This is a genomic window from Streptomyces sp. NBC_00247 (assembly GCF_036188265.1).
Lineage (GTDB): Bacteria > Actinomycetota > Actinomycetes > Streptomycetales > Streptomycetaceae > Streptomyces.
This window is the reverse complement of the sequence record NZ_CP108093.1, coordinates 36087-61882: the sequence shown is the minus strand read 5'-3', so window position 1 is coordinate 61882 and position 25796 is coordinate 36087. Positions and strand designations below refer to the sequence as shown.

Here is a 25796-nt window from a genome sequence, read left to right as displayed (position 1 = left end):
GCGATGCCGTTACGGCACCGCGCGCGGCGTCTCTCAACCGCCCGACACCGCCGTCGTCGTGAAGCGGTCGCCGCAGACGCGGGGGTCGGCGGTCCGCAGGGTGAGCGCCCGGGTGGAGCCCGGCGGATAGACCTTGAGGTAGTCGGGCCGGCCCCAGCAAGGGGAGTCGGAGACGCCCTCGTTGTTGGTGTGCAACGTGACCTCGGCCGTACCGCCGGGGCCGATCGCCGTACGCGTACCGGCCGTTCCCTCGTGCGTGGCCGGGACGCCGACCGCGCTGCCGTCGCGCCGGATCAGCGAGACTCCGGGGTAACCCGTCAGTGTGCACGTCTCCTTGGACGTGTTCGTGAAGGTGAGCCGGTAGTAGACCTGCCCCGCGCCCGCGTCGGCGGGAGACAGGCCCATGGTCAGCGTCTCGGCCGCGCACCGCTGTACGGCGCTCGCACCACCGGCCGCGGACGTCGCGGTAGGGGAGGCGGGATCGGACGGTCCGGAGGGGGCCGGGGCGGTGTCCGGCGCCGAGGGGCCGCCCGCGGTCGGTTCACCGGATGCGATGGGCGCTTCGGGCGTGGCCCCGCCCGCGACGGAGCTGCTCGCACCGGCCGGTTCGGTCGCATCGCTGCCGCCGCAGCCGGCCGCGGCGAGGGCGATCGACGCGGCCAGCACCGGGACGACGCCGAACCGGCGGAGCCCACCGGGACGCGGCGTACGCGCGCGGGGCCCCGGGGCGGGGGAGCGGACGGCGGGCGGTGTGGTGGTGCGCGGGAGAGAATCCATGTCTCTCGCCTGCTCGGTACCGCGCCGTTCGAACCTTTCCGACGTGGAACAGGACCGGAATCGGTACCGGAAGAGGAAGTACCTCGCGCGGAAACGTACGAACCGGGGCGTGTACGGCTTTGAGGCGCGTGCCGGAACGCACGAATCGCGCCGCCCGCCCGGTCCTGGGACCATGGAGCGGTCGGAACAGCAGCTTTCCGACCTCCCGATCCAGCTGGAGGTGGCCATGTCATCGAAGCGTCGGCGTAAGAAGAAGGCCCGTCGCAGGCATCCCGCGAACCACGGCAAAAAGCCTCAGACCTGACGTTCCGTCCCGCGTCCCTTCACTTCTCCCGCGTCTCCCGCACTCCGCGATGCTCGTGGGGATCACCACGGGCGGCGGGGCGGACGGTTTCTTGGCGTGCCTGGTCTGCCACGACCCGGGTCCGGCCCCGCCGCTCACGCGACGGGGCCGGACCCGTTCGCGGTGGGCCGGGCACGCGGGAGATCCGTCAGCCGTGGTCCGTGTCCTGGTCGGCCGCTGCCGGTGCGCCGGACCGCTGCGGCGGGAGAGCCGGGTCGGCCCCGCCGGGAGCCGCCCCCGCCGCCGGGACTCGGCCCGGGCCCTTGCCGAGGAGCCACACCGCCCCGGTCAGCGCGACGGCGGCTGCCGCGAGGAGCTGTACCCGGTGGTCGAAAGCGGTGACCATGAGCGTGCCCAGCAGGAGGGCGGGCCCGGTGGGGCCGAAGACCAGTGTGCCCGCGGTGGCGGCGACCCTGCCGAGCAGTGCGCCCGGCGTCTCCTTCTGGACCGACGTCATGGCGCTGATCAGCGGCCACGGAAGCCCCAGACCCACCATCAGCCCCCCGGCCAGGACCAGCGGGAGGAGGCCGGTCGCCCGCGCCAGCACCCCGGCGGCGAAGAGCCCGAGGCCCAGGGCCGACACCGTACGGGAGGACAGCCGGCGCAGCAGCGGGCCGGCCGACAGCCCGCCCGCGACCGATCCGAGCCCTTGGACCGTGGCGAGCACGCCCACGAAGGCGGCGGGCCGGTGCAGACCGTGCTCGACGAGGGCGTAGTTGGCGGAACTGCTCAGGCTGGAGGCGGCCATGGCGCAGCCGCCCACGACCACCAGGGAACGCAAGTGCGGGTGGCGCCACAGGTGGCGTACCCCGTCCGCGGTCTCCCGGGCCCAGTTCGCGCGCTCCGCCTTCTTCACGGGTGCGGGTTCGTCGACCCGGATCAGGGTGAACGCGGCGGCGGCCAGCAGGAAGGTGAGCGCGTCCAGCAGGGCGGCGGTCGGCCCGCCCACCACGACGAAGAGGCTCGCACCGGCCAGCGGGCCGATGAGGCTGGTGCTCTCGACCGCCGTTCTCACCAGCCCGTTGAAGTCGCCGCGCAGCCCGGCGGGTATCGCGGCGGCGATCAGAGCGGCCTCCGCCGCGTCCATCAGCACACTGCCGACACCCACCAGCGCCAGCACCGTGAACAGCACCCAGACGTCCGGGGCGGAGCGCACGGCGAGGGGCGCGGTCATCACGAGGGCCAGCACGAGGCAGGTCGCGATCAGGAGCGGACGGCGGCGCACCCGGTCGGCCATGGTGCCGATGAGCGGCCCTGCCGTCGCCGGGGCCCACGCGCAGAAGGTGACGAGGGCGGCGAGCGCGTCGGAACCGGTCAGTTCCTTCACCCACACACCCGCGGCCAGGGACATGGCCGAGTCGCCGAACCCGGAGACGAGTACCCCCGCCAGATAGATGCGGGCGTTGCGGTCCCTCAGTACTCCGGCCGGGCCCCAGGCCATGACCGTCCCCCTCGGTGATCCGGCGATCCGGATGGGCACCCTACTCCCCGTCCGCGCCGTACAGGCCGCCCTCAGCCGACCAGCCGCAACGAGGTCGGGGATACCCCGATCCGTACCGACTGGCCCCACGTCAGCTCCAGCGCGTCGGACTCCATTCCGTCGCCGAACACCACCATCCGGTCCGACTCGACCGTCAGCCGCAGCCGCCGGCCGCGCCCCAGCTCCCCGGCGACCATCGACGTTCCCGTCACCGGCGACGGCCAGGCCTCGCGCACGAACCAGAGCAGTCGGGGGTCCGAGGGGGCGGGCAGCCGCAGGGTGCTGCCGCGTTCCTGCCAGAGGGAGCGGAGCCAGCCGGTGGCGCCCGTGCCCGTACCGACCAGCACGCCCGAGGACGCCTGCGCCTCAGCGGCTCCGGGGTGAGGCGCGGCCCCGGTGTCCGGCCCGATCCGGTAGCGGGCGGTCTGGTGTCCCGGCGGCCCGAGGTAGATCTCGTTGAGGGCCACCAGCCGCTCGCCGTCGTCCGCGACCGCCTCCACCATCGTCAGCTCGTCGACCCGCCCGCCGGCCGCGGGTGTGGTCACCGCGCGGAGCAGGGCCGCCGTGTCCCGTACGCGGTGGCGCACGAGGACGCCGGGATTGCGCCCCGGGTCGGTGTCGATGCCGATCACCGGCTGCCCCGAGAGGTACTTCGCCGCGTTGGCGACCAGTCCGTCCTGCCCGGCCACGATCACCACGTCCTCCGGCGCGAAGAGGAAGCGGTCCAGGTCGGCGCGTTCCACCCGGGAGCGCCGCCAGGTGAGCGGCACCGCCGACGCCACGTCGGCCAGCGCCCGCAACGTCCGGTGGTGCCGTTCCGCCACCTCGTCCAGGGAGCGCCCGCGGGTGGAGAGGAAGAACGCGGCCTGGCCGTGCGTACCGTGCCGGGCGAGCAACTCCTCGTACTCCGTGGTCCGGTGCACGAGGACGGCGCGGGGGGCGAGGCTCACGCCGGGGTCCCGCCACCGGGGCGGCCGAGGCGCGAGAGCAGCCCGGTCAGCACGTCGGGGGAGAGGGTGAGGCTGTCGATGCGCGGCAGGTTCTCCGCCAGCCTGGTCGCCGCGAGGGCGTGCAGGGTGGCCGCGTCGACCTCCGCGTGGACGCGCAGCCAGGCCGCCTGCGCGTCGGCCCGGGCCGCGCCCGTCTCTCGTACGGCCTCCGCCTCCGCCTTGGCCAGCCGTACCGCGCGGGAGGCCTCGGCGCGGGCGCGGACGTCGTCGGCCGCCGCCTTCTCCTCGGCCTCGCGCCGGGCGTTGGTACCGCGCTGGTCGACCAACTGCTCCTCCCGCCGGGCCAGTTCTATCTGGCTGGCGAGTTCGTTCTCGGCGATGGCGCGTTCCCGTTCGACCGCCACCGCGCGGCGTTCGTAGGTGGCCCGATCGGCCTCCTGCTGGATCTGCTCGCGGGCGGGGGTGCGCAGGGCGCGCTCCACCTCGGCCTCCGGGCGGATGGCCACGACCCGGGTCGCCACCACGTCGATCCCCGTCGCGGGCAGCCGGGGCTCGGCCGCGAGTCCGGCGGACACCCGCTCGCGCACCAGGGCCACACCGTCGACGAGGGCGGTGGCGAGCGGGGTACGGGCCAGGGCGTCGAGCGTGTGCTGCTGCGCGGTCTCGGTCAGCAGGGTGGCGATCTGTTCGAGCGGGGAGCCGCGCCACACGCCCGTGTCCGGGTCCACGGAGAAGTCCAGCCGGGCCGCCGCCTGCGCCGGGTCGCTGACCCGGTAGGTGACGGTGGCCTGCACGGTCACGTCCTGGAAGTCGGCGGTGCGGGCGTGGAACGCCATCGCCAGCTCCCGGTCGTCCACCGGCACCTCGGAGAGCGCGGCGCTCAGCGAGCGGTACCAGAAACTCAGCCCGGGACCGTCGTGGGTGAGCGTGCCGCGCTTGTGGTGACGGATGTGGGCGGTGGGGGCGGAGCGCAGGTGGCGCCAGCCGAAGCGCCGTGTGATGTCGGCCATGGGAACGGCCCCTTCCATTTCTCGTCAGGATGACGACAAGTGAGACGATAGAGGCGCGAGGGGATATCGTCAAGAGGACGAAAAAAGGCTCCGAGGGCGAACCCTCGGAGCCCTTCGGCCACGCGAACGGCCGGCGTCTTCGGTGGAAGTCGCCGGCCGTCGGGGTGCGCCGCCCCCGTCCCCACGGTGCGGCGCGAGCGGGCCGTTCCCTCCGCTGGGATGGACGGCCCACGTTCGGTCAGGGCTCGGTCGCAGGATGCTCCAGGCCGAGCCCGGGCAGGATGGCCCGCTCCGTGAAGCGCACGAGGTACTCCCCGTCGGCCTGCCGGGCGTCGAGCAGAGGGCGCACGCGCACCATGCCGAACAGCTGGGCCGCGACGTACTGGGCGGTCGCGCAGTCGGGGGTGATCTCGCCGCGTTCGCGGCCCCTGCGGACCATCGCCTCGATCGCCGCGATCTCCGGCATCACCAGCGACTCGCGCATCGCGCAGAGCAGCTCCGGACTCTGCAGGGCGGCGTGGCTCAGTGCGTGCACCAGCGAGGTGTCGAGGCCGGAGCGGGCGCCGATCGCCCGTGCCGCCGCCAGCAGATCGCCGGCCAGGGTGCCGGTGTCGATGTGGGCGAGCGACTCGCGCCGGGTGCTGTGCAGTGCCGCCACGACCAGCTCGGGCTTCGACCCCCACTGCCGGTAGAGCGTCGACTTGCCGCAACGGGTCCGCGCGGCGACGCCCTCCATGGTGAGGGATTCGTACCCGCTCTCGCGGAGCAGCTCCAGCACTGCCGCGTAGAGCTCCTGAGCGCGCTCCGGTGTGATTTTCGACCTGGGTGACCGGGGTGAGGGTGTCGCTGAGTCCTGCGCCTCGGTGTCCCGGGTCGCCGCGTTTTCCTGAGCTCCCTGTGCGGAGTCCCGGGTCGGCACGGTTCGTTCCTCCTGGACTCGGCGGGAAAGCCTTTCGATACGCCAGTGTACCGATACGTTTGCGTATCGGTACACTGGCGTATCGATTGGGTGTGGAGGGAACCGCACCCAGGTACCACCACAACCGTCAGTAAGGGGCACGGGTGATGTACGCCCGCAGAACGCCTGTGGGACGGGAGCCGGACATCTCGGCCCGCCCGCCCCTCGTCCGGGAGTTCCTGCTCGTCGTCGGGCTCTTCGTCGTCTACAAGCTCGGGCGCCAAGCGGCCAACGGCCATGTCGACGAGGCTTTTCACAACGCCGGACACGTCTGGAACTTCGAACGTGCGCTCGGTCTGCCCGGGGAGGGAGACGTCCAGGGAGCCCTGCTGCACAGCGAGACTCTGATCCACCTGGCGAACTCCTACTACGCGGCGGTCCACTTCCCGGCCACCGTGCTGTTCCTGGTCTGGCTGTACTGGCGGCACCCCCACCACTACGTCTGGTCCCGCCGAATACTCGCGGCGCTCACCGGCGCCGCCCTCGCGCTCCACCTCCTCTTCCCGCTGGCCCCGCCGCGCATGCTGGCCGCCGCGGGACTGGTCGACACCGGCCAGGTGTACGGACCCACGGTCTACGGCGCCACGCCCACCACCGACACCGTGGCCAACCAGTTCGCGGCGATGCCCTCGCTGCACTTCGGCTGGGCCCTCATGGTGGCGATCGGGCTCGTCGCCGCCGGCCGCTCCCGGTGGCGCTGGCTCTGGCTGGCCCACCCGCTCGCCACCCTGCTGGTGATCGTCGGCACCGCCAACCACTACTGGCTCGACGCCCTCGTCGTCTCGGCCCTCCTCGCGCTCGCGCTGGCCGCGATCCCGCTGCACCAGCCCTCCCGGGCGGTACGGCTCCGAGGCCCCTGGCCCTCCGCCGCCGGACTCGTAGGCCCCGCCGGAAGCCACGCGGCCCACGCCGCCGGCGTGCCCGCCCCGGCCGGCGCCCACGCCTACGCAGGCAACCCGTCCGCCCCGCGGCGGACCCTCACCGCACCAGGAGCCGGACGGTGAACGCCACGCTCGTCGCCATCCTTTTCTGCCTCGTCTCCGCCGTCGCCTACGCGGCCGCCGCCGTGGCCCAGTCCCGGCTGGCCGGACGCACCGCACCCGGCTCCGGCGGGCTCCGACTGCTCGGTCGCGGCGCCTGGTGGGCGTCGGTCGGACTCAACGCCACCGGGGCCCTTCTGCACGTCGCCGCCCTGAGGTACGGGCCGCTCACCCTGGTCCAGCCGCTCGGCGCGCTGACCCTGGTGGCCGCCGTACCGCTCGGCGCCCGTACCGCAGGCCGCAAGGTCAGCGGCACCGAGTGGCGGGGCACGGTCCTCACCCTCGTCGGACTGGCCGCACTGCTGACCGCGGCGGGCGGCGCCGCGCCGCACGAGACCCTCGGCCTCGGGGAAGCCCTCGGGGTCGGCGCGGTCACGCTGGCGGTGGTGTCCGGCCTCGGCAGGCCCGGAGCCCGCCCCGGCCTGCGGCACGCGGCAGCCTCCGGGATCACCTCCGGGGTCGCCTCCGCACTGACCCAGACCCTGACGGTCGCCCTCACCGACCACACCTCGGGCGCCCTGTTCACCCCGCGCACCGTGGTGGTGACGCTGCTGGTCGCGGCCTTCTCCATGGGCGGGATGCTGCTCTCCCAGACCGCGTACCGCGACGGCCTGGGCGCGCCGCTCGCCGTACTGACCCTCGCCAACCCGGTGGCCGCCGCCGCGATCGGGATGGTGCTGCTCGGCGAGCGCCTCCAGGGCGGCCCCCTCAGCGTGATCCCCGCGGTCACGGGCGTCGCGCTCTCGGCGTACGGAGTGGTCCTGCTCAGCAGGGCGCAGTCCCGGACGCAGGCCGCGGCAGCCGGCGTACCGGTGCCCGAACAGGTGTCGGACGATGCCGGCACTCCGGTACGTCCCGTGCCCGCTTCCGCGCCCACCTTCGTACCCGCCCCCGTCGCCGTGCGGGGCCGCCACCCGGCCTCTCCGGTACCCGACGTCCCGGGGACCCGCCGGAGATCCGGAGTCCGGCGGCGCACGGTCATCGGGAGCCCGCGGAGCCTGAAGCGGCCGGTGGCCGAAAGCCCCGAACCCGTGACGGCCTCCGGAAGCTGACCGGACCGGGGGCGGTCGTTCCGACCCGACCGTGCGGGGGCGCCTCAGGTACTGGTCATGACGACGTGGTGGGCCAGGAGACGCTCGGCGGTCAGTTCTCGCGGGTAGACGGCGACCTTGCCGATCGCACCCAGGAAGAAGGACCTCAGGCTCGCGGTACCGATGCGCACGGGGGACGGGGTGTCGCCCGGCACGATCGAGTAGTCGGCGAGCGCGTCCTGGTCGCGCAGCCTCCCGTCGCGGTAGATCTTCGTGTAACCGGTCGGGTACGAGGGGCCGGCGGGACTGGTGTTGATCACCAGGGCGTAGTGGATCCACTCCCCGGGGTACAAGGTGTCCTGGAAGTAGGAGCCGGCGCCCAGGCCTCCGGCGGGGTTGAAGGCGTACCCGGAGACGCGGTTGGCCCGGCCCTCGGTGTTGTCGGCGCTGTAGACGCGCGCCGCCCACTCGGCCTGGTTGACCGTGGCGTAGGTGAGCTTTCCCAGCCAGTGCACGTACCCGGTGCCCTCGCTCGCCGGGAACGTGAGGGTGTCGGGCCGGAACCAGGCTTCCACCGTCAGCGCCCCGGTCGTCGACACGGACAGGGAGCGGTCGTCGGGGACCTCGACGTACTGGCCGGGGGTTCCGTCGAAGAGGGTGGCGCTGTCGCCGTTCGGCAGATGGCTGTGGGACGGCGAACCGTGGAAGAGGGCGCGCCCGCCGCCCGGGGACAGCTCCGTACCGGCGCCGCCCAGCCGGAGGTAGAGCACGGGGTCTTCGGCTTCGATCAGTTCGTCGTACGCGCTCACATGCGTCTCCCCTGGCACTGGGCCGATCCGACGGCCGGATCGGCCCAGGTTAGGCGCGTACGCGGCACGTGCGGGAGGGCGTGAACGCCGGCACCGGGCGGCTCCGCCGGGACCCGGCACGCGGGCGCGTGGGAGGGGGCGCGCACGCCGGACCGCCGGGCCGGCCCCCTGCCCGCCGTGGCTGCCCGGACGGTCACGGGGTGCCCGGCGGTGCGGCGCCCTCCCGCACGGCTCCGTCCGGCCCGCCCTCGAGCTCTTCGATCGCTCCGGTCAGCCAGGTGATCCAGAAGTTCTCCAAGTCGATGCCGCCGCGCAGCAGGAGGTGGCGGAGCCGGTCGTCCTGGCCCTTCCTCCGCTCCGGGGGGAAGTCGCGCCTCTCGATCTCCAGGTACTTCGCCAGCTGCCGCCGGTGCAGCTCCAGATGGCGGCGCAGCTCCCCGCCGAGCCGGGGTGCCCCGACGACCGCCGCCGCCCGCATCCGCAGCAGCAGCGGATCGCGGACCGGCTTGGGGTCCTCGGGGAGCGCCACCCAGGCCGCCAGCTCCTCGCGGCCGGCCGGCAGCACCTCGTACTCCTTCTTGCTGCCCCTGGCCGGCTGCTCCGGCAGCAGGGCCCGGATCCGCCCGGCCTGCTCCAGCCTGCCCAGCTCACGGTAGATCTGCTGGTGCGTCGACGACCAGAAGTAGCCGATCGACCGGTCGAACCGGCGGGTCAGCTCCAGTCCCGACGACGGCTTCTCCAGCAGAGCGGTGAGGATCGCGTGCGGCAGTGACATGGGGTGCATCCTACGAACGCGGACGGAGGCACGGGTTCAGAGCGCGGCGGCCAGCTCCGTGCCCTGACGGACGGCCCGCTTGGCATCGAGTTCGGCCGCCACGTCGGCGCCGCCGATCAGATGCACCGGCCGGCCCGCCGCGCGCAACTCCTCGTACAGCTCCCGGCGCGGTTCCTGGCCGGCGCAGAGCACGACCGTGTCGACCGGCAGCAGGTGCTGCTCGCCGTCCACGGTCAGGTGCAGCCCCGCGTCGTCGATCCGGTCGTAGGTGGCGCCCGCGATCATGGTGACACCCCGGTGGCGGAGCTCCGTGCGGTGGATCCACCCCGTGGTCTTGCCGAGCCCCGCGCCGACCTTGGTGGCCTTGCGCTGGATCAGGTGCACCGTACGCGGCGGCTTCGGACGCTCCGGCAGGCGCAGCCCGCCCCGGTGCGCGTAGGTGGTGTCCACGCCCCAGCCGCGCAGGAAGGCCTCGGGGTCCTGGCTCGTCCCCTCCCCGGAGTCGGTGAGGAACGCGGCGACGTCGAAGCCGATCCCGCCCGCCCCCACGATCGCGACCCGGTCGCCGACCGGAGCCTTGTCGCGCAGTACGTCCAGGTAGCCGACCACGCTGGGGTGGCCGGCCCCCTCGATGGGCGGGGTGCGCGGCTCGACCCCGGTGGCGAGCACCACCTCGTCGTACCCGTCCAGCGTGCCCGCGTCGGCGCGGGTGGCGAGCCGTACGTCGACCTCCAGCTCGCGCAGCCGGGTGCGGAAGTAGCGCAGCGTCTCGTCGAACTCCTCCTTGCCCGGCACCTGGCGCGCCACGTTGAGCTGGCCGCCGATCTCGTCGGCCGCGTCGAAGAGGGTGACCGCGTGGCCGCGTTCGGCCGCGGTGACCGCGCAGGCGAGTCCGGCCGGTCCCGCGCCGACGACGGCGACGCGCTTGCGGGTCCGGGTGGGGGAGAGGACCAGCTCGGTCTCGTGGCAGGCCCGGGGATTGACCAGGCAGGACGTGATCCTGAGGCTGAACACGTGGTCCAGGCACGCCTGGTTGCAGCCGATGCAGGTGTTGATGGCGTCGGAGCGGCCGGCCGCGGCCTTCGCCACGAACTCCGGGTCGGCGAGGAAGGGCCGGGCCATCGACACCATGTCCGCGCGGCCCGAGGCGAGGATCTCCTCGGCGACCTCGGGGGTGTTGACGCGGTTGCTCGTCACCAGCGGTACGGAGACCGCGCCGCGCACCTTCTCGGTCACCCAGGTGAACGCGCCGCGCGGCACCGAGGTCGCGATGGTGGGGATGCGGGCCTCGTGCCAGCCGATGCCGGTGTTGATGATGGTCGCCCCGGCCGCCTCGACCGCGCGGGCGAGGTGCACGACCTCCTCCAGCGTCGATCCGTCGGGGACGAGGTCGAGCATGGAGAGCCGGTAGATCAGGATGAAGTCGTCGCCGACGGCCTCGCGCACCCGGCGCACGATCTCGACGGGGAAACGGACGCGGTTCTCGTACGTACCGCCCCAGCGGTCGGTGCGGTGGTTGGTCTCCGCCACCACGAACTCGTTGATGAGGTAGCCCTCCGAGCCCATGATCTCGACCCCGTCGTACCCGGCGCGGCGCGCGAGTACGGCGGCGCGGACGAACTCCTCGATCGTCTCCTCGACCTCGTCGTCGGTCAGCGCGTGCGGGGTGAAGCCGCTGATGGGCGCCTTGAGCGCGCTCGGCGCCACCAGGGCCGGATGGTGCGCGTACCGGCCGAAGTGCAGGATCTGCATCGCGATCCGGCCACCCTCCGCGTGCACCGCCGAGGTGATCAGGGCGTGCTCCTCGGCTTCCGCCCCGGTGGTCAGCTTGGCGCCGCCCGGCGCGGAGCAGCCGCGCTCGCTGGGTGCGATGCCACCCGTGACGATGAGGCCGGCGCCGCCACGGGCGCGCTCGGCGTAGAACGCGGCCATCCGCTCGAAGCCGTTCTCGGCCTCTTCGAGTCCCGTGTGCATCGACCCCATGACCACCCGGTTGGGCAGGGTGGTGAATCCGAGGTCCAGCGGGCTCAGCAGCGTGGGGTAGGGGCTCATGGGGGTCTCCTCGCGCGGTGTCGTCCCGCCAGTTCTAGAGGATCGGAGAGGCATTGTGCAACAAGTTGCACAATGATGTGCGTCGCATCCGGGCGTCCCGCGAGGTGCGCTGTGGGGGCCGGCGGGACCTCCCCCGTACGGCGTAACAGGCCGCGCCCTCGCGAAGGCGCCGGGCGAGAGTGGAGCCGTACCCCGTCCTCCTCGTCCCCGGGAGCTTCCATGGCCTGCCTCAACCGGCGTGACCTCGGCCTGCTCGTCCTGCGCGCCGGCACCGGCGCCGTCCTCGCCGCCCACGGCTCCCAGAAGCTCCTGGGCTGGTTCGGCGGCGGCGGGGTCGAGGGCACCACCGCCGCGATGGAGGCCATGGGCTTCCATCCCCCCAAGCACAGCGCGGTCGCCGCCGGGCTCGGCGAGACGGGCGGCGGCGTACTGCTCGCGCTCGGCCTCGCCACCCCGGCGGCCGGCGCCGCCGCCGCAGGAGCGATGGCGGGCGCGGTCGCGGTGCACGCCCCCGCCGGATTCTTCGCGCAGGGCGGCGGCTACGAATACCCGGCGTTCCTCGGGTTCGCCGCCGCCGCGATCGGCCTCGCCGGCGCCGGCGACTACTCCCTGGACCACGCCACCGGCCACGTGCTCGACAAGCCCTGGGTGGTCGCGCTGGCCTTCCTCGGCAGCGCCGCGGCGGCAGCCGTCGTCGTCGGCAAGCGCGCGAAGGCCCAAGGCGCCGCCGCCGCGGGGGAGTCCGACGAGGACTGAGAACCTGCCCGCGCGACGCCGGTTTCCGGACCCCTGGCATTGATCCAGCGTTCAGGGGCATCCGTCGGTCCATGGAGACCAGTGCGATAGCGGAACGCGGACGAGGACAAGCCCGGAGCGGGGCCACCGGAAAAGCGGTCGAGACGGCGGCGCGCGCCGGATTCGTGGCGCGCGGTGTCATCTACCTGCTCGTCGGAGTGCTCGCCCTGCGCGTGGCCTTCCCGGGCGACAGCGGCGGCGGAGAGCAGGCCGACCGGGGTGGCGCCCTGAAGAAAGTGGCCGAGCAGCCGCTCGGCGGGGTCCTTCTGTGGCTGCTCGGCATCGGACTCGTGGGCATGGCGCTCTGGCGGCTCTCCGAGGCGCTGTTCGGCCAGGCCGGGCCGGACGGGCAGAAGCCCATGAAGCGGATCATCGCCGCCGGGCGCTGCGTGTTCTACGCCTTCGTCGCGTACTCCGTGATCTCCTACGCCGCCGGGGACAAGGGCAGCGGCAGCGGGTCGAGTGACAAGCGGACCGACGATGTCACCGCCAAGGTCCTCGACTGGTCCGGCGGCCAGTGGCTCGTAGGGATCGCCGGAGCCGTCGTCGTGGGCGTCGGTCTGTGGCTGATCTTCCGTGCGGTGACCCTGAAGTTCCGCAAGCACCTCGACATGTCCGGTACCGGGGAGAAGGTCCGCCGGACCGTCGACGCGGTCGGCGTGTTCGGCGGAACGGCCCGGGGCGTCGTCTTCGGCACGGCGGGCGGCTTCGCCATCGCCGCGGCCGTCCAGCACGAACCGGGACAGGCCAAGGGCATGGACGACACCCTCCGCTCCTTCACCGACACCCCCGCCGGTCCCTGGCTGCTCGTGCTCATCGCCCTCGGACTGGCCGCCTTCGGCGTCTTCTCCTGGGCCAACGCCCGCTGGCGCAAGGTCTGACACCCCCGTCCACCCCGACACGGCCCCGCCGGGCACCCCCACCCACCGGCGGGGCCGTCCCCTGACCCCTGTGCGGCGCGCCCTCAGACCAGGCCGCGCGCCTGCTTGAACCGGTCCAGCGCGTCCGCCAGACCGACCAGCGGAGCCGGGTAGTCCAGCGCGGCGCGCTCCGGCTCGGGGAGCTGCCACGGCTCGTGCACCGCCCCGCCCCCGATGCCCGCCAACTCCGGTACCCAGCGGCGTACGTACGCCCCGTCGGGGTCGTAACGGTGGCCCTGGCGCACCGGGTTGAGCACGCGGTTGGGGCGGCTGTCGGTCCCGGTGCCCGCCACCCACTGCCAGTTGAGCTGGTTGTTGGCGACGTCGCCGTCCACCAGCAGGTCCAGGAAGTGACGCGCGCCGATCCGCCAGTCCACGTACAGCGACTTCGCCAGGAAGCTCGCCGCGAGCAGCCGGCCCCGGTTGTGCATCCAGCCCTCGTGGCGCAGTTGACGCATCGCGGCGTCCACGACCGGATAGCCGGTACGCCCCTCCCGCCACGCCTCGATCTCGTCCCCCGCCTCCTTCTCGTCCCGCCAGTCGTCGTGCTGCGTACGGTAGTTCTCGTGCGAGGCGGCCGGGCGCGCGGCGAGGACCTGGTAGTGGAAGTCCCGCCAGCACACCTGCCGTACGAACGCCTCCGCACCCGCGCCGCCCGCTCCGCGGGCCCGCCCGACCAACTCGGCGGGTGAGACCGTGCCGAAGTGCAGATGCGGTGAGAGCCGTGAGGTCGCGTCGCCCGCGAGGTCGTCGTGCGTCTCCTCGTACGAGTCGAGTCCGGCCCTGCGCCACGCGGTGAGCAGGGCCCGGCCCGCTTTCTCGCCGCCCTCCGCCAGTCCGGGCGAAACCCCGGACACCGCTTTCCGGGACGGCAGTTCGCCGGAGCGCGCGGCGTCCGGCACCCGAAGCGCGCGGGGCGGGGTGAGGGGGTCCCGCAGACGTTCCTGGGACCAGCGCCGGAAGTACGGGGTGAACACGGCGAAGTGGTCCGCTCCCGAGCCCGTGGGCCGTACCGCCCCGGGGGCGACGGCGGTCACCACCGCGTCATGGACGTGCAACCTCCGCCCCTGCGACTCCAGTTCCCCGCGCAGCCGCTCCTCGCGGGCATGGGCGTACGCGCTGACTCCGCCGGACATGTGGACGTCCGCGGCGCCCGTCGCGGCGGCGACCCGGCAGACCTCCTCGGCCACGTCCCCGGTACGGATCACGAGGCGCCCGCCCCGCTCGCGCAGTCCGGCGTCCAGGTCCCGCAGGCAGTCGGCGAGGAAGGCCCGCCGGTTGGGCACCGCGAAACCGGCCCCCTCCACGCGCCGGTCGAGGACGAAGAGCGGCACCACCGTGTCGCTCGCGGCCGAGGCGGCACGCAGCGGCGGATGGTCGTGCAGCCGCAGGTCGGAGGTGAACAGGACGACCGAGACGGTCATGGCGCTACTCCTGGACGGGATCGGAACCGGAACGGGGACATCTGGTGCGATCGGTGCTTCCGCGCGGCTCGGCGGTCCGGATGCGCCGCACCCCCGAAGAGGCGCGGGGCACCGGCCGTCCGGGCCGCCGGCCGCTGTTCGGGCTCAGGACTGTTCCCGAGGACGCGGACGCACCGCCGCGGTCTCGGCCCGGGCACGGGCCGAGCCGGGGGGCCGGGACGCGGCCCGGGCGATGTTGCGGGCCATCCCGCCGAAGACGATCGCGTGGAAGGGCGAGACGCTCCACCAGTAGGCGTGGCCCAGCAGCCCGCGCGGATGGAAGAGCGCCCGCTGACGGTAGTGGGAGTGCCCGCCCTCCCGGTTCTCGACGTACATCTCCAGCCAGGCCAGCCCCGGCACCCGCATCTCCGCCCGCAGCCGCAGCAGCCTGCCCGGCTCGATCTCCTCCACCCGCCAGAAGTCCAGCGAGTCCCCCACCCGGAGCCGGTGGGCGTCCCGGCGGCCCCGCCGCAGCCCGACCCCGCCCATCGCCCGGTCCAGCCACCCCCGCACCGCCCAGGCCAGCGGGAACGAGTACCAGCCGTTGTCGCCCCCGATCCCTTCCACCACCCGCCACAGCGCCGCAGGGGAAGCGTCGACGTCCCGCTCCCGGACGTCCTCGTACAGGCTGCCGCCCGCCCAGTCCGGGTCCGTGGGCAGCGGGTCGCTCGGCGCGCCCGGGAGCGAGGCCGAGGACCACCGGGTGGTCACCTTCGCGTCCCGCACCCGCTGGAGCGCGAGGGAGAGCGCCGTGTCGAACGGGAACGGCTGCCCCGGCCCGTCCGGTACGTACCGCGCGATGTCGTGCTCGCGGCAGACCACCTCGTACCTCAGCGACTCCGCGAGCGGTCGGGCGATGGACCGGGGCACCGGGGTCACCAGCCCGATCCAGTGGCTGGACAGCCGGGGCGTGAGCATCGGGACGGGCAGGATCAGCCGTTTCGGCAGGCCCCCGACCTCGGCGTACCGCTCCATCATCACCCGGTAGGTGAGGACGTCGGGCCCGCCGATGTCGAAGGAGCGGTGCACGTCCGCGGGCATCCGGGCGCAGCCGACGAGGTAGCGCAGCACGTCCCGGACACCGATCGGCTGGATCCGGGTGGACACCCAGCTCGGGGTGACCATGACAGGCAGCCGCTCGGTGAGGTAGCGGAGCATCTCGAAGGACGCCGACCCCGAACCGATGATGACGGCGGCCCGCAGCACGGTCGTCGGCACCCCCGAATCCAGCAGGATGCGGCCGACCTCCGCACGGGACCGCAGATGAGGAGAGAGCTCGTCCTCCGGTACGTCCCCGGGGGTGAGGCCCCCCAGGTAGACGATGCGGCGCACCCCGGCCGCGCGGGCCCGCTCACCGAAGTTCCGGGCCGCCCTGCGGTCGGTCCCCTCGAAGCCCGGACCGGTACCCAGCGCGTGCACCAGGTAGTACGCGACGTCGATGTCCCGCATCGCCGAGTCCAGCGACTCCGGATCGGTGACGTCCCCGCGCACCACCTCCGCCTCGCCCACCCAGGGATAGTCGCGCAACTTCTGGGGGGTCCTCGCCAGGCACCGCACCCGGTGGCCGGCGAGGAGCAGCTCCGGCACCAGACGGCCCCCGATGTAGCCGGTGGCCCCCGTCACCAGGCAGCGCAGGCCCTTCCCGTCGTCCCTGGTCCCCTTGGCCGTCTCCATGGCGCCTCCGCCTCGCGTTCGATCCGGGTCTTCCTCTTCCACCGTCCCCGCCCCTACCGCATTCCGCCCGGCGGGGCCCGGTGGAGGCACCGTGCCACGGTCCGGGACGGCCGAATGGGTCGCGGGGCCGCTCCGGAGTCCTCCTCACCGGCCCCGGCAGCCACCGCCCGGCCGGTCGGCGTGATCCCCTCGGGAGCCGGGGCCCGCGGCACCGGCACACCGCCGGCACGGATCGGGGCCCACCCGCATCCGCCGGACGAGGGACGGCGGAAGAGACGCGACGGGTCCGGAAGACCGCGGACCCGCGACGGACCCCGTACCGCCGGCACGCCGGCCCGGCGGTGCGGGGCCCGCCCGAGCGGTACGGAGACCGATGCGACCAGAAGGACCAGCGATGCGCCTCACCCGGGCAGCGGTTTCCGCCTCTGCCGACCACCGGCGGTCGGATCGGTCCTCCGGGGGCGCGCAGCCACCCGACCGGCCCCGCCGCCCCGCCGAGGGGGCGCCGGCAGGTCCGGACGCCCGGGAACCGTACGGCGCGACGGCCCGCGCGCACGACGACCCGGCGGACGGCGACCACACCCGGACGCACGACGGACCCCGCAGGGCCGCCGACGGCTCCGGCGGGACGCGCGGCAGCCGCGACCCGGACGGCCCGGCCGCCGCGCCGCCAGGGCCCGGATCGCGAGCCGCCGCCCCCCTCGACCCGCTCGAATCCGTCGAGACCGTGGAAGCCGTCGACGCCGACGTGGCCGGAGCCGTCCTGCGTACCGCCCGCACGGTGCTCCGGGACCACCTCGCCGAGGCATCCGCCATCGACGACGTCTTCACCCGGGACCTGGCCCGGCGAGTCGCGGACTTCACCCTCGGCGGCGGGAAACGCGCCCGGCCCCGCTTCCTCTGGTGGGCGATGCGGGCCTGCGGCGGTGCGGACGCCGCAGGCGCGGCGCTACGCCTCGGCGTCGCACTCGAACTCATCCAGACCTGCGCCCTGGTCCACGACGACGTGATGGACGGCTCCCCGCTGCGCCGGGGCCGCCCCGCCGTCCACGTCGAACTGGCAAGCGTCCCCGGCGGACCCCCCGACACCGCGTTCGGCACCTCGGCCGCCGTCCTCGTCGGCGACCTCGCGCTCGCCTGGGCGGACGACACCGTCGCCGCCGTCCCGACGGACCCCGCCACCCGGCGCCGGGTCCTCACGATCTGGCGGGCGATGCGCACCGAGATGGTGGCCGGCCAGTACCTCGACCTGCACGGACAGGCGGCGGTCACCCGAACCTCCACGCACGCCCTGCGGACCGCCTGCCTCAAGAGCGCCCTCTACTCCGTGGAACGCCCCCTCGCCCTGGGCGCCGCGCTGGCGGGCGCCGACGACCGAACGACCGCCGCGCTCTGCGCGGCCGGCCGGAGCGCCGGTACCGCCTTCCAGCTCCGCGACGACCTGCTCGGCGCGTTCGGCGACCCGGCCGTCACCGGGAAACCCTCCGGCGGCGACCTCCGCGACGGCAAGCCCACCTACCTGGTGGCCGTCGCCCGGGAGCGCGCCGAGGCGGCGGGCGACACCGCCCTGCTCGCGGTCCTGGACGCCGGCGTGGGCAACCCCGCCCTCACCGACGAAGGGCTCGCCCGGGTACGGGACGCACTCACCCGGAGCGGCGCGCGCGCCGCCGTCGAACACCGGGCGGACCGGCTCGCCGCGGAGGCCGAAGCCCGCCTCGACCTCGCGGGACTCCACCCGGAGGGCGCCCGGCAGCTGCGCCTGCTGCTGCGGGAGGCCGCGGGCGGGCGCACCCCGCCGCGGTCCGGGCCTCCCGTCCCACCGTCCGCACCCGGCTTCGGCCTCGGCCACGGCCCCGGCTCCGAAGGAGACACCACCCGATGAGGACCGTCCCCGGGCGCACCGACCACGTCGTGGTGATCGGCGCCGGCCTCGCCGGCCTGTCGGCGACCCTCCATCTGCTCGGCGCCGGGCGGCGGGTCACCGTCGTCGAGCGCGACCCCACACCGGGCGGACGCGCCGGGCTGCTGGAGCGCGGCGGCTACCGCATCGACACCGGCCCCACCGTGCTCACCATGCCCGACCTCGTCGAGGAGGCCTTCGCCGCCGTCGGACACCGGCTCGCCGACCGGCTCGACCTGATCCCGCTCCACCCCGCCTACCGCGCCTGGTTCGCCGACGGCTCCACCCTCGACGTGCACACCGAACCGGCCGCGATGGAGGCCGCCGTGGAGGAGTTCGCGGGCGGCCACGAAGCGCTCGGCTACCGCCGTCTGCGACGGTGGCTGGAACGCCTCTACGCCGTCCAGATGCGCCGCTTCATCGACGCCAACTTCGACTCGCCGCTCCAGCTCCTCCACCCGGACCTGGCCCGGCTCGCCGCACTCGGCGGCTTCGGCCGGCTCGACGCGCGGATCGGCCGCTACCTGAGCGACGAACGGCTGCGCCGCGTCTTCTCCTTCCAGGCCCTGTACGCCGGGGTGCCCCCGGCCCGGGCGCTCGCCGCGTACGCCGTCATCGCCTACATGGACACGGTCGCCGGGGTGTACTTCCCACGCGGCGGGATGCACGCCCTGCCCCGGGCGCTGGCGGACTCCGCCGCGGAGGCCGGTGCCGCGTTCCGCTACGGCGAGTCCGTCAGCAGCCTGGAGCGCTCAGGCGACCGGGTCACCGCCGTCGTCACCGACCGGGGCCGCATCCCGTGCGACGCGGTCGTCCTCACCCCGGACCTGCCCGTCAGCTACCGGCTGCTCGGCCGTACCCCCCGCCGACCGGGCGGGCTGCGGCACTCGCCGTCCGCCGTCGTCCTGCACGCCGGAACGGACCGCACCTGGCCCGGACTCGCCCACCACACCCTCTCGTTCGGCCGGGCCTGGAAGGGCACCTTTCACGAACTCACCCGCACCGGCTCCCTGATGAGCGACCCGTCGCTGCTCATCACCCGCCCCACCGCCGGAGATCCGGCGCTCGCACCGCCCGGCAAGCACCTCCACTACGTACTCGCCCCGTGCCCGAACACCGACATCGGCCCCTGCACACGCACCTGGGACGAGCTGGCACCCCGCTACCGGGACAGCCTGCTGACCGAGCTGGAACGCCGGGGCCTCGCCGGACTCGGCGCCGCCATCGAGGAAGAGTGCCTGGTCACCCCGGTCGACTGGACCGCCCAGGGGCACGCCGCCGGAACCCCGTTCTCGGCCGCCCACACCTTCCCGCAGACCGGCCCCTTCCGGCCCCGCAACCTCGTGCGGGGCACCACCAACGCCGTACTCGCCGGCTGCGGCACCACCCCCGGCGTCGGCGTGCCGACCGTCCTCATCTCCGGAAAGCTCGCCGCCGCCCGGATCACCGGTCCGCCCTCGTCCGTGCGGCCCCGGCCGGCCACCGCGACCACCCCGCGCCCCGTACCGAAAGGCACCCCGCATGACCGCCCGTGAACTCGACGCGGCAGCCATCCACGACCCCGCCCTGCGCGCCGCGTACGCCACCTGCCGGAGGCTCAACGCACGCCACGGCAGGACGTACTTCCTCGCCACCCGGCTGCTCCCCGCCGACCGCCGCCCCGCCGTCCACGCCCTCTACGGCTTCGCCCGCCGGGCCGACGACATCGTGGACGACCTGAACACCGACGCCGCGCCCGGGGACCGCGCGCGGGCGCTGCTCGCCTTCGAAGAGCGGCTCGCCGAGGGCCTCGCGCACCGCGCCACCGGCGAACCGGTGATCCGGGCACTGGTCCACACCGCCGACGTGTACGGCATCGACCACCGCCACTTCACCGACTTCATGGCCTCCATGCGCAGCGACCTCACGGTCACCGAGTACGCGTCCTGGGACGAACTCGGCGGCTACACCCACGGATCGGCCGCCGTGATCGGCCTCCAGATGCTCCCCGTCCTCGGTACCGTCGTCCCGCGCGAGGAGGCCGCCCCGTACGCCGCCGACCTGGGTGTCGCCTTCCAGCTCAGCAACTTCCTCCGGGACGTCGGCGAGGACCTCGACCGGGGCCGCGTCTACCTCCCCGCCGACCTGCTCGCCGCGCACGGCGTCGACCGCGAACTCCTGCTGCACAGCCGGGCGTCGGGCGTTCGCGACCCACGCATCACGTCGGCCCTGCGGGCCGCCGCCGCGTACAACCGCGAGATCTACCGGCGGGCGCTGCCCGGCATCGCCCTGCTCGCCCCCGAGTCGCGTCCCTGCATCCGCACCGCGTTCGTGCTGTACGGCGGCATCCTCGACGCCATCGAGGCGGACGGCTACGCCTCGCTTCACCGGCGCGCCGTCGTCTCCCGAGCCCGCCGCGCCACGGTCGCCCTGGACGGCCTGGTACGCGCCCTCGCCGCCCGCTCGGCGCTCCGCACCACCGCCGCGCCGCGACGATCCGTCCGGTCCCGCCCCCTCCCGGTGTCGGACGCCCCCAGGGCCGGCCGGCCGCACCACGACCCGGCCGTCACCGGAGCCGGTCGAAAGGACGCGGCATGACACCCCCACAGGCCGACGGGCCCGGCCGCCGCGGCCGCCTTCCCCTGCGGCTGCGCCGCGACCCCGTACCGTGGGAACGGCAGCGCCCCACCTGGCGCGAGGCCCGGCCCGCCCTCATCGCGGGCGCCCTCAAGCACGCGCTGAGCCGACCCTCCGGCAACTGGTACGTCATCGGCGCCTCCCGCCGCATCACACCCGGCCGCTCCTTCGGCCGGACCGTCCGGGGCACCGAGGTCGTCGCCTGGCGCGACGCCTCGGGCCGCCTGCGCGCCGGTCCCGGCGCCTGCCCGCATCTGGGCGCACCGCTGCGGGACAGCCCGGTCCGCTGCGGCACCCTCGTCTGCCACTGGCACGGACTCGCCCTGAACGGCGAGCCGTTCGCCGGATGGGAGCCCTACCCCGCCCACGACGACGGAGTCCTCGCCTGGGTACGGCTCGACGAAGTGGGCGGCGAGACCCCGCTGGAGAGGCCCGTGGTCCCCGAACGCCCGGTGCCTTCGACGGCGGTCGACGCGGTGTACGAGGGCTTCGGCACCTGCGAACCCGAGGACGTCGTCGCCAACCGCCTCGACCCCTGGCACGGCGCCTGGTTCCACCCGTACTCCTTCGTGGACCTGACCGTGCTCGACGTCCCCGGCGGCGACGCCGGGGACGGCCGGGACGGATTCGCGGTCGACGTCTCCTTCAAGGTGGCGGGCCGCGTCGTGGTGCCCGTACGCGCCGTGTTCACGGCGCCCGAACCCCGTACCGTCGTCATGCACATCACCGAGGGGGAGGGCCGGGGCTCCGTCGTCGAGAGCCACGCCACCCCGCTCGGCGCCGACGCGAGCGGCCGGCCGCGCACCGCCGTGGTGGAGGCGGTCGTCGCCGCCTCCGACCGGCGCGGCTTCGCCGTCGCCCGCGCGGCGGCCCCGCTGCTGCGACCGCTCATGAGGGCCTCGGCCGGGCGGCTCTGGCGCGACGACCTGGCGTACGCCGAACGCCGCTGGGAGCTGCGCAGCAGCGGCCGGTTCCCTGGGTGAGGGAGCGACCCGAGGGTATCCGTCGCCGCTGACCACCGATGCCCGACGCTGGTGCCCGTCAGTACAGTTGGGCACGAGCCGGGGGCCCAGCCGCGTCCGCCACCTGGCTGCGTGCCCGGTGCCCGGACGAGCCGGGGGCGATGTGGTCGGGATCCGTTCGGCATCCACTTCTTGGGGGAACAGCACATGGTCAGTGTTCGTGGAAGTTTCGAGTATGCCGACGGGCTGACTCCCGGGCAGTCGAAAGACGGTGGGCTCCACCACAACCTGTACGACGAAGAGATGCACCTTGTCGGGCACGCCACGTTCGTCCCCGACGATCCTCACCACCAGGAGTACTCGTTCACCGACCCGCTGTCTCCGTGCGCGCACGAGTGCCACTGCGGGGCGCAACCCGAGGAACCGGAGCGTTTGGACGTGGAGGAGGTGCTGGCACTCTTGGTCATGCTCGTCACGTTCGTGCAGTGGAGCGCGCCACGCCTCAAGCGATGGTGGGACGGTCAGGCCCGTCCGTTCGTGGAGTCGACGCGCGGCAAGTTCGCCCGTACCCCCAAGAGCGACAACAAGGACGAGACCGCCGAGCCGCTCGTCCCGACCGGTTCCGATTCCTGGGAAACCTCGGGGGAGGGCGACACCGGACGTGGCGAGGACCGAGTGAGCATGGACAGCGAATGGGGGTCGGCACGACGTGGCGCAGCGTTGATGCGGAGGCTGTTCAGCGAGGAGCAGTTGAGGGTTCTGCGAGGGGAACGGATCGAGGAGAGTGACAGCTCCTCGGAGTCAGGTGCGCTCGTAAGGCGCACGCCCCAACAGATCAGGGACGACGTGAGACTGATGCTGGAGGAGAACCCTTCGCTCCTCACCAAGGAGTCCCAGTTCGAACTCATGAGGATTCTGGCGCGAGTTCGAGCCGTTCCCGGACTGCGTTCCATCGAGCGACGGAGGTATCGGGGACGCTGAGGGGCAGCTCTTGGTACTCCAGCCGCAGATCGTGATCTTCATGGATGGATGGCGACCTGGGCATTCTCGACGCGGCCGGCCGTGCCGGCGCACTGACGCTGGACGCCGACGGTCGCGGTGCCCTTCTTCGGATCGGCCGTCTCGTCGACCACGAGCACCGCCTCGGTGTCGCGCAGGTGCTCGACCACGTAGGCGCGTACGTCGTCACGGATCGCGTCGGCGTCCCATGTCGCCCGGTGGAGCAGGTGCTGCATGACGTGGTGCGCAGCCGAACCGGCCTGTCGCGTCACCCAGTGTGCTCCGACTCCGGGGCGGGCCGCCGCCACTTGCCCAAGCCCGCTGGAGTCGAGCGCCGTCACCACCGCGTCCCGAAGATCCGCGCAACCGTCCACCGTGATGCGGGCTCAGAGAACGCGCCGCATCCAGCCGTGCTTGTCCTCGGTACGACCGAACTGAATGTCCAGAACATGCTCACGCATGGCCAGGGTGTGCTTGCCGGGCGTACCGTCTCCGATGGTGAACTCGTAGCCCTCGCCCTTGAAGCCGACCATCGGAGTGATCACCGCGGCCGTGCCGGCCGCGAACACCTCGGTGATGCTGCCGTCGGCGGCCCTTGACCGGAGCTCGCCCAGGGTGATCGGCCGCTCCTCGGGGACCAGGTCGAGGTCGCCCGCCAGAGTCAGGACCGTGTCACGGGTGACACCTTCCAGAATGGTGCCGAGTGCGGGGGTGACCAGCCGGCCGTCCGCGGTGATCAGGCACACGTTCATGGTGCCGGACTCCTCCAGTGTGTTATCTCCCGCACTGTCCAAGTACATCACCTGGTCACAGCCGTGCTGCTTCGCGTCGACCTGCGCGGCGAGGCTCGCGGCGTAGTTGCCGCCGCACTTGGCCTCTCCGGTACCGCCCTTGGCCGAGCGGGTGAACTTGCTGCTGATCCACAGGGTCACACCCTCGATGCCCGAGGCGAAGAAGGGGCCCGCAGGGCTGGCGATCACCGAATAGGTCACCTGTGCGGCGGGCCGCACGCCCAGGAACACCTCGGAGGCGAACATGAACGGCCTCAGATAGAGGCTCTCTTCTCCGGTGGACACGGGAACCCAGGGCTCGTCCGCACGCACCAACTCTTCAATGCTGGCGAGGAAATCCTCCACGGACAGCTGGGGCAGCGCGAGCCGCTCGGCGGAGCGGGCGAAGCGCCGGGCGTTGGCCTCCGGCCGGAACAGCCAGACGCTGCCGTCCGCGTGGCGGTAGGCCTTCAGCCCCTCGAAGATCTCCTGCCCGTAGTGCAGAACCGCCGCACTCGGATGCAGCGAAAACGGCTCCAGCGGACCGATCTTTCGGTCCTGCCAACCGTCCGCCGACGTCCACACCGCCGAGGCCATGTGATCGGTGAAGTACTGGCCGAACCCCGGTGCGGCGAGGATGTTCTCGCGCTCGGCCTCGGGGGTGGGCTTCGTGGTCCGGAAGAGAGGGAAGTCGGTGGTCATCGCCGAATCCTAACGACATACTCCTTTGCCCCCGGAAGAGATGGCGGGGCGTCTCAATCGGTGGCACACCCAACTCGTCCGGCACACCCCGAAATTCGCCCGGATCGACCGGTCCGGCCCCCGCCCGGTGAGCCGCCGCGCGCCTTCTCCGCCCCGTGTGCCGGCCCAGCCGGGATGCAGGTCGGCCGAGATGCGGGGCGGACCGGGCGGAGGGGACTACGCCGTTCCCAGTCGGGCGAGTTGGCGCAGCACCACCGATCGTCCGCCGCGCGGCACCGTCCACAGGGTCTGACCCCGCACCCCCCAGTCGGCCAACAGGGCGTTCGCGGCCATGAACCCGCTGGTGGCGGCCCGTTCCATGAGGGCGACCGGCAGTTCGGTGCGGACCAGGTCGCCCGCGACGACCACGGCCTGGTGGGGTGTGCGTACGGCGGGACGGTCGCGGTAGCCGCCCACGGGGAAGTGCGGGCAGTCCGCCCGCCATTCGTGCCGGGAGTCCACCACCCGGACACCCGCGGTCTCCGGGTAGACCCGGTGCAACTGGCTTACCAGCTCGGCCTGTACGGCTGCCCGGTCCGCGTCCGGTGCCACCGCGTACGCGTGCAGCTCCACCACCGAGCCGCCGGTGCGGCGGGACCACCGAAGAGCCTCGCCCTCCCAGCGCTCCAGGACGCTTACGTTGTCCAGCGGGCCGTACCCACTGGTGCCGAGGAAGCCCGGGCGGTCGGCCGCCACGGGCCGCTCCAGCCAGAGTCGCGACACCAGGAACGGCGGGGCGGTGCGCAGCCGTGCCACCCTGCCGCGCCACCGGCCGTCGCCGAGTCCGGGAGAGGCCGCCACCAGGTGCCGCAGCCCGCCGGAGTCGAGTGCCAGCACCACCGCGTCCCGGCGGTGGGTGCGGCCGTCCGCCGTGACGTCCAGCCCGCCGTCCGGGGCGGGGGTCACGCTCTCCATCGTCGAACCGGTCCGCACCCGCACCCCGTGCTTCTCCAGATATCCGTGGAGCGGGTCCCACAGCGCCTGCGGGTACGGCTCCGCCGGTACGTCGAAGAGCAGGCCCTCACTGGAGCCGAGAAAGTAGATGTGGAACATCAGGACCAGTTCCGCGGCGGAGAGGTCGCCCGGATCGGCGAAGAAGCTTCGCGAGAACACCTCGAAGGCCAGGTGGTGCGCCGCCTCCGGGAAGCGGACACGCGCCAGGAAGTCGCGGGCGCTGACCGTGTCCAGCCGCTCGTAGACCTCGGGGACGCGCACGTCGAGCAGCGGCAGCGCGGCGCGCGGGTTCATCCGCAGCAGATCGCGCGCCCCGAAGGAAGGGCTGAGGGCGACGAACCCCATCGCGCTGAGCGGAGGGGTGCGCGGTACCCGCGCGAAGCTGTCGTACATCCCGTCGCTGTGCCGCAGCGGGTAGTCCGGCACGGCGGTGAGCGACTCCAGCCCGGGGTCCACCCGGCGGAGCAGCCCGCGCAGGTTGTAGTACTGACGGAAGAAGGCGTGGAAGCCCCGGCTCATGGTGACCGGGGAGCCGTCCGCCAGCTCGGTGGACCACCCCGCGAGCCGCCCGCCGAGGGTGGGTTCCCGTTCGTGGAGGGTGACCCGCGCGCCCCGCTCGGCCAGCAGGGTGGCCGCGGCGAGTCCGGCGATACCGCCGCCGATCACCGCCACCTCCGGGGCCCCGACGTCGAACCGCGCACGGCCCTCCGGGGCCCGGAGCACCTCGGCCCGTCGGTCACGACCGTGCCGCCGGCCGTCCGGGACCCGACCGCCCGA

The 25796-nt window shown here is 73.6% G+C and carries 21 protein-coding genes and 1 pseudogene; 9 read left to right on the top strand and 13 right to left on the bottom strand.

What is annotated here, in order from left to right; translation table 11 throughout:
* Positions 1-33 precede the first annotated feature (33 nt).
* From OHT52_RS00260 to OHT52_RS00240, 5 genes are all read right to left on the bottom strand, one after another.
* Positions 34-777, bottom strand: a complete 744-nt coding sequence (locus tag OHT52_RS00260; protein ID WP_328718021.1) for a DUF4232 domain-containing protein — start codon at positions 775-777, stop codon at positions 34-36.
* A gap of 491 nt (positions 778-1268) precedes the next feature.
* Positions 1269-2561 (bottom strand): MFS transporter, encoded by a 1293-nt coding sequence (locus OHT52_RS00255; RefSeq protein ID WP_328718020.1) that lies wholly within the window; start codon positions 2559-2561, stop codon positions 1269-1271.
* A gap of 71 nt (positions 2562-2632) precedes the next feature.
* On the bottom strand, positions 2633-3550 hold the full coding sequence (locus OHT52_RS00250; RefSeq protein ID WP_328718019.1) for a hypothetical protein: 918 nt from the start codon (positions 3548-3550) through the stop codon (positions 2633-2635).
* Positions 3547-4560 carry an SPFH domain-containing protein gene (locus OHT52_RS00245; protein ID WP_328718018.1) on the bottom strand — a complete coding sequence of 338 codons (1014 nt, stop codon included), beginning with the start codon at positions 4558-4560 and terminating at the stop codon, positions 3547-3549. The genes OHT52_RS00250 and OHT52_RS00245 overlap by 4 nt, the downstream gene beginning before the upstream one ends.
* 238 nt (positions 4561-4798) lie before the next feature.
* Positions 4799-5374 carry a TetR/AcrR family transcriptional regulator gene (locus OHT52_RS00240; protein ID WP_328723569.1) on the bottom strand — a complete coding sequence of 192 codons (576 nt, stop codon included), beginning with the start codon at positions 5372-5374 and terminating at the stop codon, positions 4799-4801.
* A gap of 251 nt (positions 5375-5625) precedes the next feature.
* Between OHT52_RS00240 and OHT52_RS00235 the strand changes: the two genes are divergently transcribed.
* Together OHT52_RS00235 and OHT52_RS00230 are read left to right on the top strand one after the other, a co-directional pair.
* Positions 5626-6522, top strand: a complete 897-nt coding sequence (locus tag OHT52_RS00235) for a phosphatase PAP2 family protein (protein ID WP_443046435.1) — start codon at positions 5626-5628, stop codon at positions 6520-6522.
* Positions 6519-7610 carry a DMT family transporter gene (locus OHT52_RS00230; protein ID WP_328718016.1) on the top strand — a complete coding sequence of 364 codons (1092 nt, stop codon included), beginning with the start codon at positions 6519-6521 and terminating at the stop codon, positions 7608-7610. Before OHT52_RS00235 ends, OHT52_RS00230 begins: the two co-directional genes overlap by 4 nt.
* 44 nt (positions 7611-7654) lie before the next feature.
* Here OHT52_RS00230 and OHT52_RS00225 read toward each other — a convergent pair whose 3' ends face one another.
* The 3 genes from OHT52_RS00225 to OHT52_RS00215 form a co-directional block, all read right to left on the bottom strand.
* Positions 7655-8398, bottom strand: a complete 744-nt coding sequence (locus OHT52_RS00225) for a LamG-like jellyroll fold domain-containing protein (RefSeq protein ID WP_328718015.1) — start codon at positions 8396-8398, stop codon at positions 7655-7657.
* A gap of 193 nt (positions 8399-8591) precedes the next feature.
* On the bottom strand, positions 8592-9173 hold the full coding sequence (locus OHT52_RS00220) for a PadR family transcriptional regulator (RefSeq protein WP_328718014.1): 582 nt from the start codon (positions 9171-9173) through the stop codon (positions 8592-8594).
* A 36-nt stretch (positions 9174-9209) separates the two neighbouring features.
* On the bottom strand, positions 9210-11225 hold the full coding sequence (locus tag OHT52_RS00215; RefSeq protein ID WP_328718013.1) for an NADPH-dependent 2,4-dienoyl-CoA reductase: 2016 nt from the start codon (positions 11223-11225) through the stop codon (positions 9210-9212).
* A gap of 219 nt (positions 11226-11444) precedes the next feature.
* On the opposite strand from OHT52_RS00215, the gene OHT52_RS00210 reads away from it, so the two are divergent.
* Positions 11445-11981, top strand: coding sequence for a DoxX family protein (locus tag OHT52_RS00210; RefSeq protein WP_328718012.1), 537 nt, complete (start codon positions 11445-11447; stop codon positions 11979-11981).
* Positions 11982-12052: 71 nt separating this feature from the next.
* Positions 12053-12901: a DUF1206 domain-containing protein gene (locus OHT52_RS00205; protein WP_328718011.1), complete on the top strand. Its 849-nt coding sequence runs from the start codon at positions 12053-12055 to the stop codon at positions 12899-12901.
* An 83-nt stretch (positions 12902-12984) separates the two neighbouring features.
* Here OHT52_RS00205 and OHT52_RS00200 read toward each other — a convergent pair whose 3' ends face one another.
* Together OHT52_RS00200 and OHT52_RS00195 are read right to left on the bottom strand one after the other, a co-directional pair.
* A complete protein-coding gene (locus tag OHT52_RS00200; RefSeq protein ID WP_328718010.1) occupies positions 12985-14364 on the bottom strand; it encodes a cryptochrome/photolyase family protein in 1380 nt (459 codons plus the stop codon).
* A 144-nt stretch (positions 14365-14508) separates the two neighbouring features.
* Entirely contained in the window at positions 14509-16077 is a 1569-nt protein-coding gene (locus OHT52_RS00195) for an SDR family oxidoreductase (RefSeq protein ID WP_328718009.1), read from the bottom strand.
* A gap of 394 nt (positions 16078-16471) precedes the next feature.
* Here OHT52_RS00195 and OHT52_RS00190 point away from each other — a divergent pair, with 394 nt between their 5' ends.
* From OHT52_RS00190 to OHT52_RS00170, 5 genes are all read left to right on the top strand, one after another.
* A complete protein-coding gene (locus tag OHT52_RS00190) occupies positions 16472-17959 on the top strand; it encodes a polyprenyl synthetase family protein (RefSeq protein WP_328718008.1) in 1488 nt (495 codons plus the stop codon).
* The gene (locus tag OHT52_RS00185; RefSeq protein WP_328718007.1) at positions 17956-19512 is read left to right on the top strand and encodes a phytoene desaturase; all 1557 of its coding nucleotides are present in this window, start codon (positions 17956-17958) and stop codon (positions 19510-19512) included. Before OHT52_RS00190 ends, OHT52_RS00185 begins: the two co-directional genes overlap by 4 nt.
* Complete coding sequence (locus tag OHT52_RS00180; protein WP_328718006.1) at positions 19499-20554, top strand: phytoene/squalene synthase family protein; 1056 nt, start codon at positions 19499-19501, stop codon at positions 20552-20554. Before OHT52_RS00185 ends, OHT52_RS00180 begins: the two co-directional genes overlap by 14 nt.
* The gene (locus OHT52_RS00175; RefSeq protein ID WP_328718005.1) at positions 20551-21576 is read left to right on the top strand and encodes a DUF5914 domain-containing protein; all 1026 of its coding nucleotides are present in this window, start codon (positions 20551-20553) and stop codon (positions 21574-21576) included. The genes OHT52_RS00180 and OHT52_RS00175 overlap by 4 nt, the downstream gene beginning before the upstream one ends.
* Positions 21577-21762: 186 nt before the next feature.
* The gene (locus tag OHT52_RS00170) at positions 21763-22536 is read left to right on the top strand and encodes a hypothetical protein (RefSeq protein ID WP_328718004.1); all 774 of its coding nucleotides are present in this window, start codon (positions 21763-21765) and stop codon (positions 22534-22536) included.
* A 44-nt stretch (positions 22537-22580) separates the two neighbouring features.
* On the opposite strand, the pseudogene OHT52_RS00165 reads toward OHT52_RS00170, so the two are convergent.
* From OHT52_RS00165 to OHT52_RS00155, 3 genes and pseudogenes are all read right to left on the bottom strand, one after another.
* Positions 22581-22796: pseudogene (locus OHT52_RS00165) on the bottom strand (transposase); the annotation flags it as partial.
* A gap of 144 nt (positions 22797-22940) precedes the next feature.
* On the bottom strand, positions 22941-24026 hold the full coding sequence (locus OHT52_RS00160) for a branched-chain amino acid aminotransferase (RefSeq protein WP_328718003.1): 1086 nt from the start codon (positions 24024-24026) through the stop codon (positions 22941-22943).
* A gap of 216 nt (positions 24027-24242) precedes the next feature.
* Positions 24243-25742, bottom strand: a complete 1500-nt coding sequence (locus OHT52_RS00155; RefSeq protein WP_328718002.1) for an FAD-dependent oxidoreductase — start codon at positions 25740-25742, stop codon at positions 24243-24245.
* Positions 25743-25796: the final 54 nt, after the last annotated feature.

Excerpts from the sequence above, each read along its gene's own strand:
- OHT52_RS00175 (WP_328718005.1), top strand. The coding sequence starts at position 20,551 with ATGACACCCCCACAGGCCGACGGGCCCGGCCGCCGCGGCCGCCTTCCC.
- OHT52_RS00260 (WP_328718021.1), bottom strand. The coding sequence starts at position 777 with ATGGATTCTCTCCCGCGCACCACCACACCGCCCGCCGTCCGCTCCCCC.
- OHT52_RS00245 (WP_328718018.1), bottom strand. The coding sequence starts at position 4,560 with ATGGCCGACATCACACGGCGCTTCGGCTGGCGCCACCTGCGCTCCGCC.
- OHT52_RS00255 (WP_328718020.1), bottom strand. The coding sequence starts at position 2,561 with ATGGCCTGGGGCCCGGCCGGAGTACTGAGGGACCGCAACGCCCGCATC.
- OHT52_RS00215 (WP_328718013.1), bottom strand. The coding sequence starts at position 11,225 with ATGAGCCCCTACCCCACGCTGCTGAGCCCGCTGGACCTCGGATTCACC.
- OHT52_RS00190 (WP_328718008.1), top strand. The coding sequence starts at position 16,472 with ATGCGCCTCACCCGGGCAGCGGTTTCCGCCTCTGCCGACCACCGGCGG.
- OHT52_RS00200 (WP_328718010.1), bottom strand. The coding sequence starts at position 14,364 with ATGACCGTCTCGGTCGTCCTGTTCACCTCCGACCTGCGGCTGCACGAC.
- OHT52_RS00170 (WP_328718004.1), top strand. The coding sequence starts at position 21,763 with ATGGTCAGTGTTCGTGGAAGTTTCGAGTATGCCGACGGGCTGACTCCC.
- OHT52_RS00235 (WP_443046435.1), top strand. The coding sequence starts at position 5,626 with ATGTACGCCCGCAGAACGCCTGTGGGACGGGAGCCGGACATCTCGGCC.
- OHT52_RS00160 (WP_328718003.1), bottom strand. The coding sequence starts at position 24,026 with ATGACCACCGACTTCCCTCTCTTCCGGACCACGAAGCCCACCCCCGAG.
- OHT52_RS00195 (WP_328718009.1), bottom strand. The coding sequence starts at position 16,077 with ATGGAGACGGCCAAGGGGACCAGGGACGACGGGAAGGGCCTGCGCTGC.
- OHT52_RS00220 (WP_328718014.1), bottom strand. The coding sequence starts at position 9,173 with ATGTCACTGCCGCACGCGATCCTCACCGCTCTGCTGGAGAAGCCGTCG.
- OHT52_RS00210 (WP_328718012.1), top strand. The coding sequence starts at position 11,445 with ATGGCCTGCCTCAACCGGCGTGACCTCGGCCTGCTCGTCCTGCGCGCC.
- OHT52_RS00185 (WP_328718007.1), top strand. The coding sequence starts at position 17,956 with ATGAGGACCGTCCCCGGGCGCACCGACCACGTCGTGGTGATCGGCGCC.
- OHT52_RS00180 (WP_328718006.1), top strand. The coding sequence starts at position 19,499 with ATGACCGCCCGTGAACTCGACGCGGCAGCCATCCACGACCCCGCCCTG.
- OHT52_RS00205 (WP_328718011.1), top strand. The coding sequence starts at position 12,053 with ATGGAGACCAGTGCGATAGCGGAACGCGGACGAGGACAAGCCCGGAGC.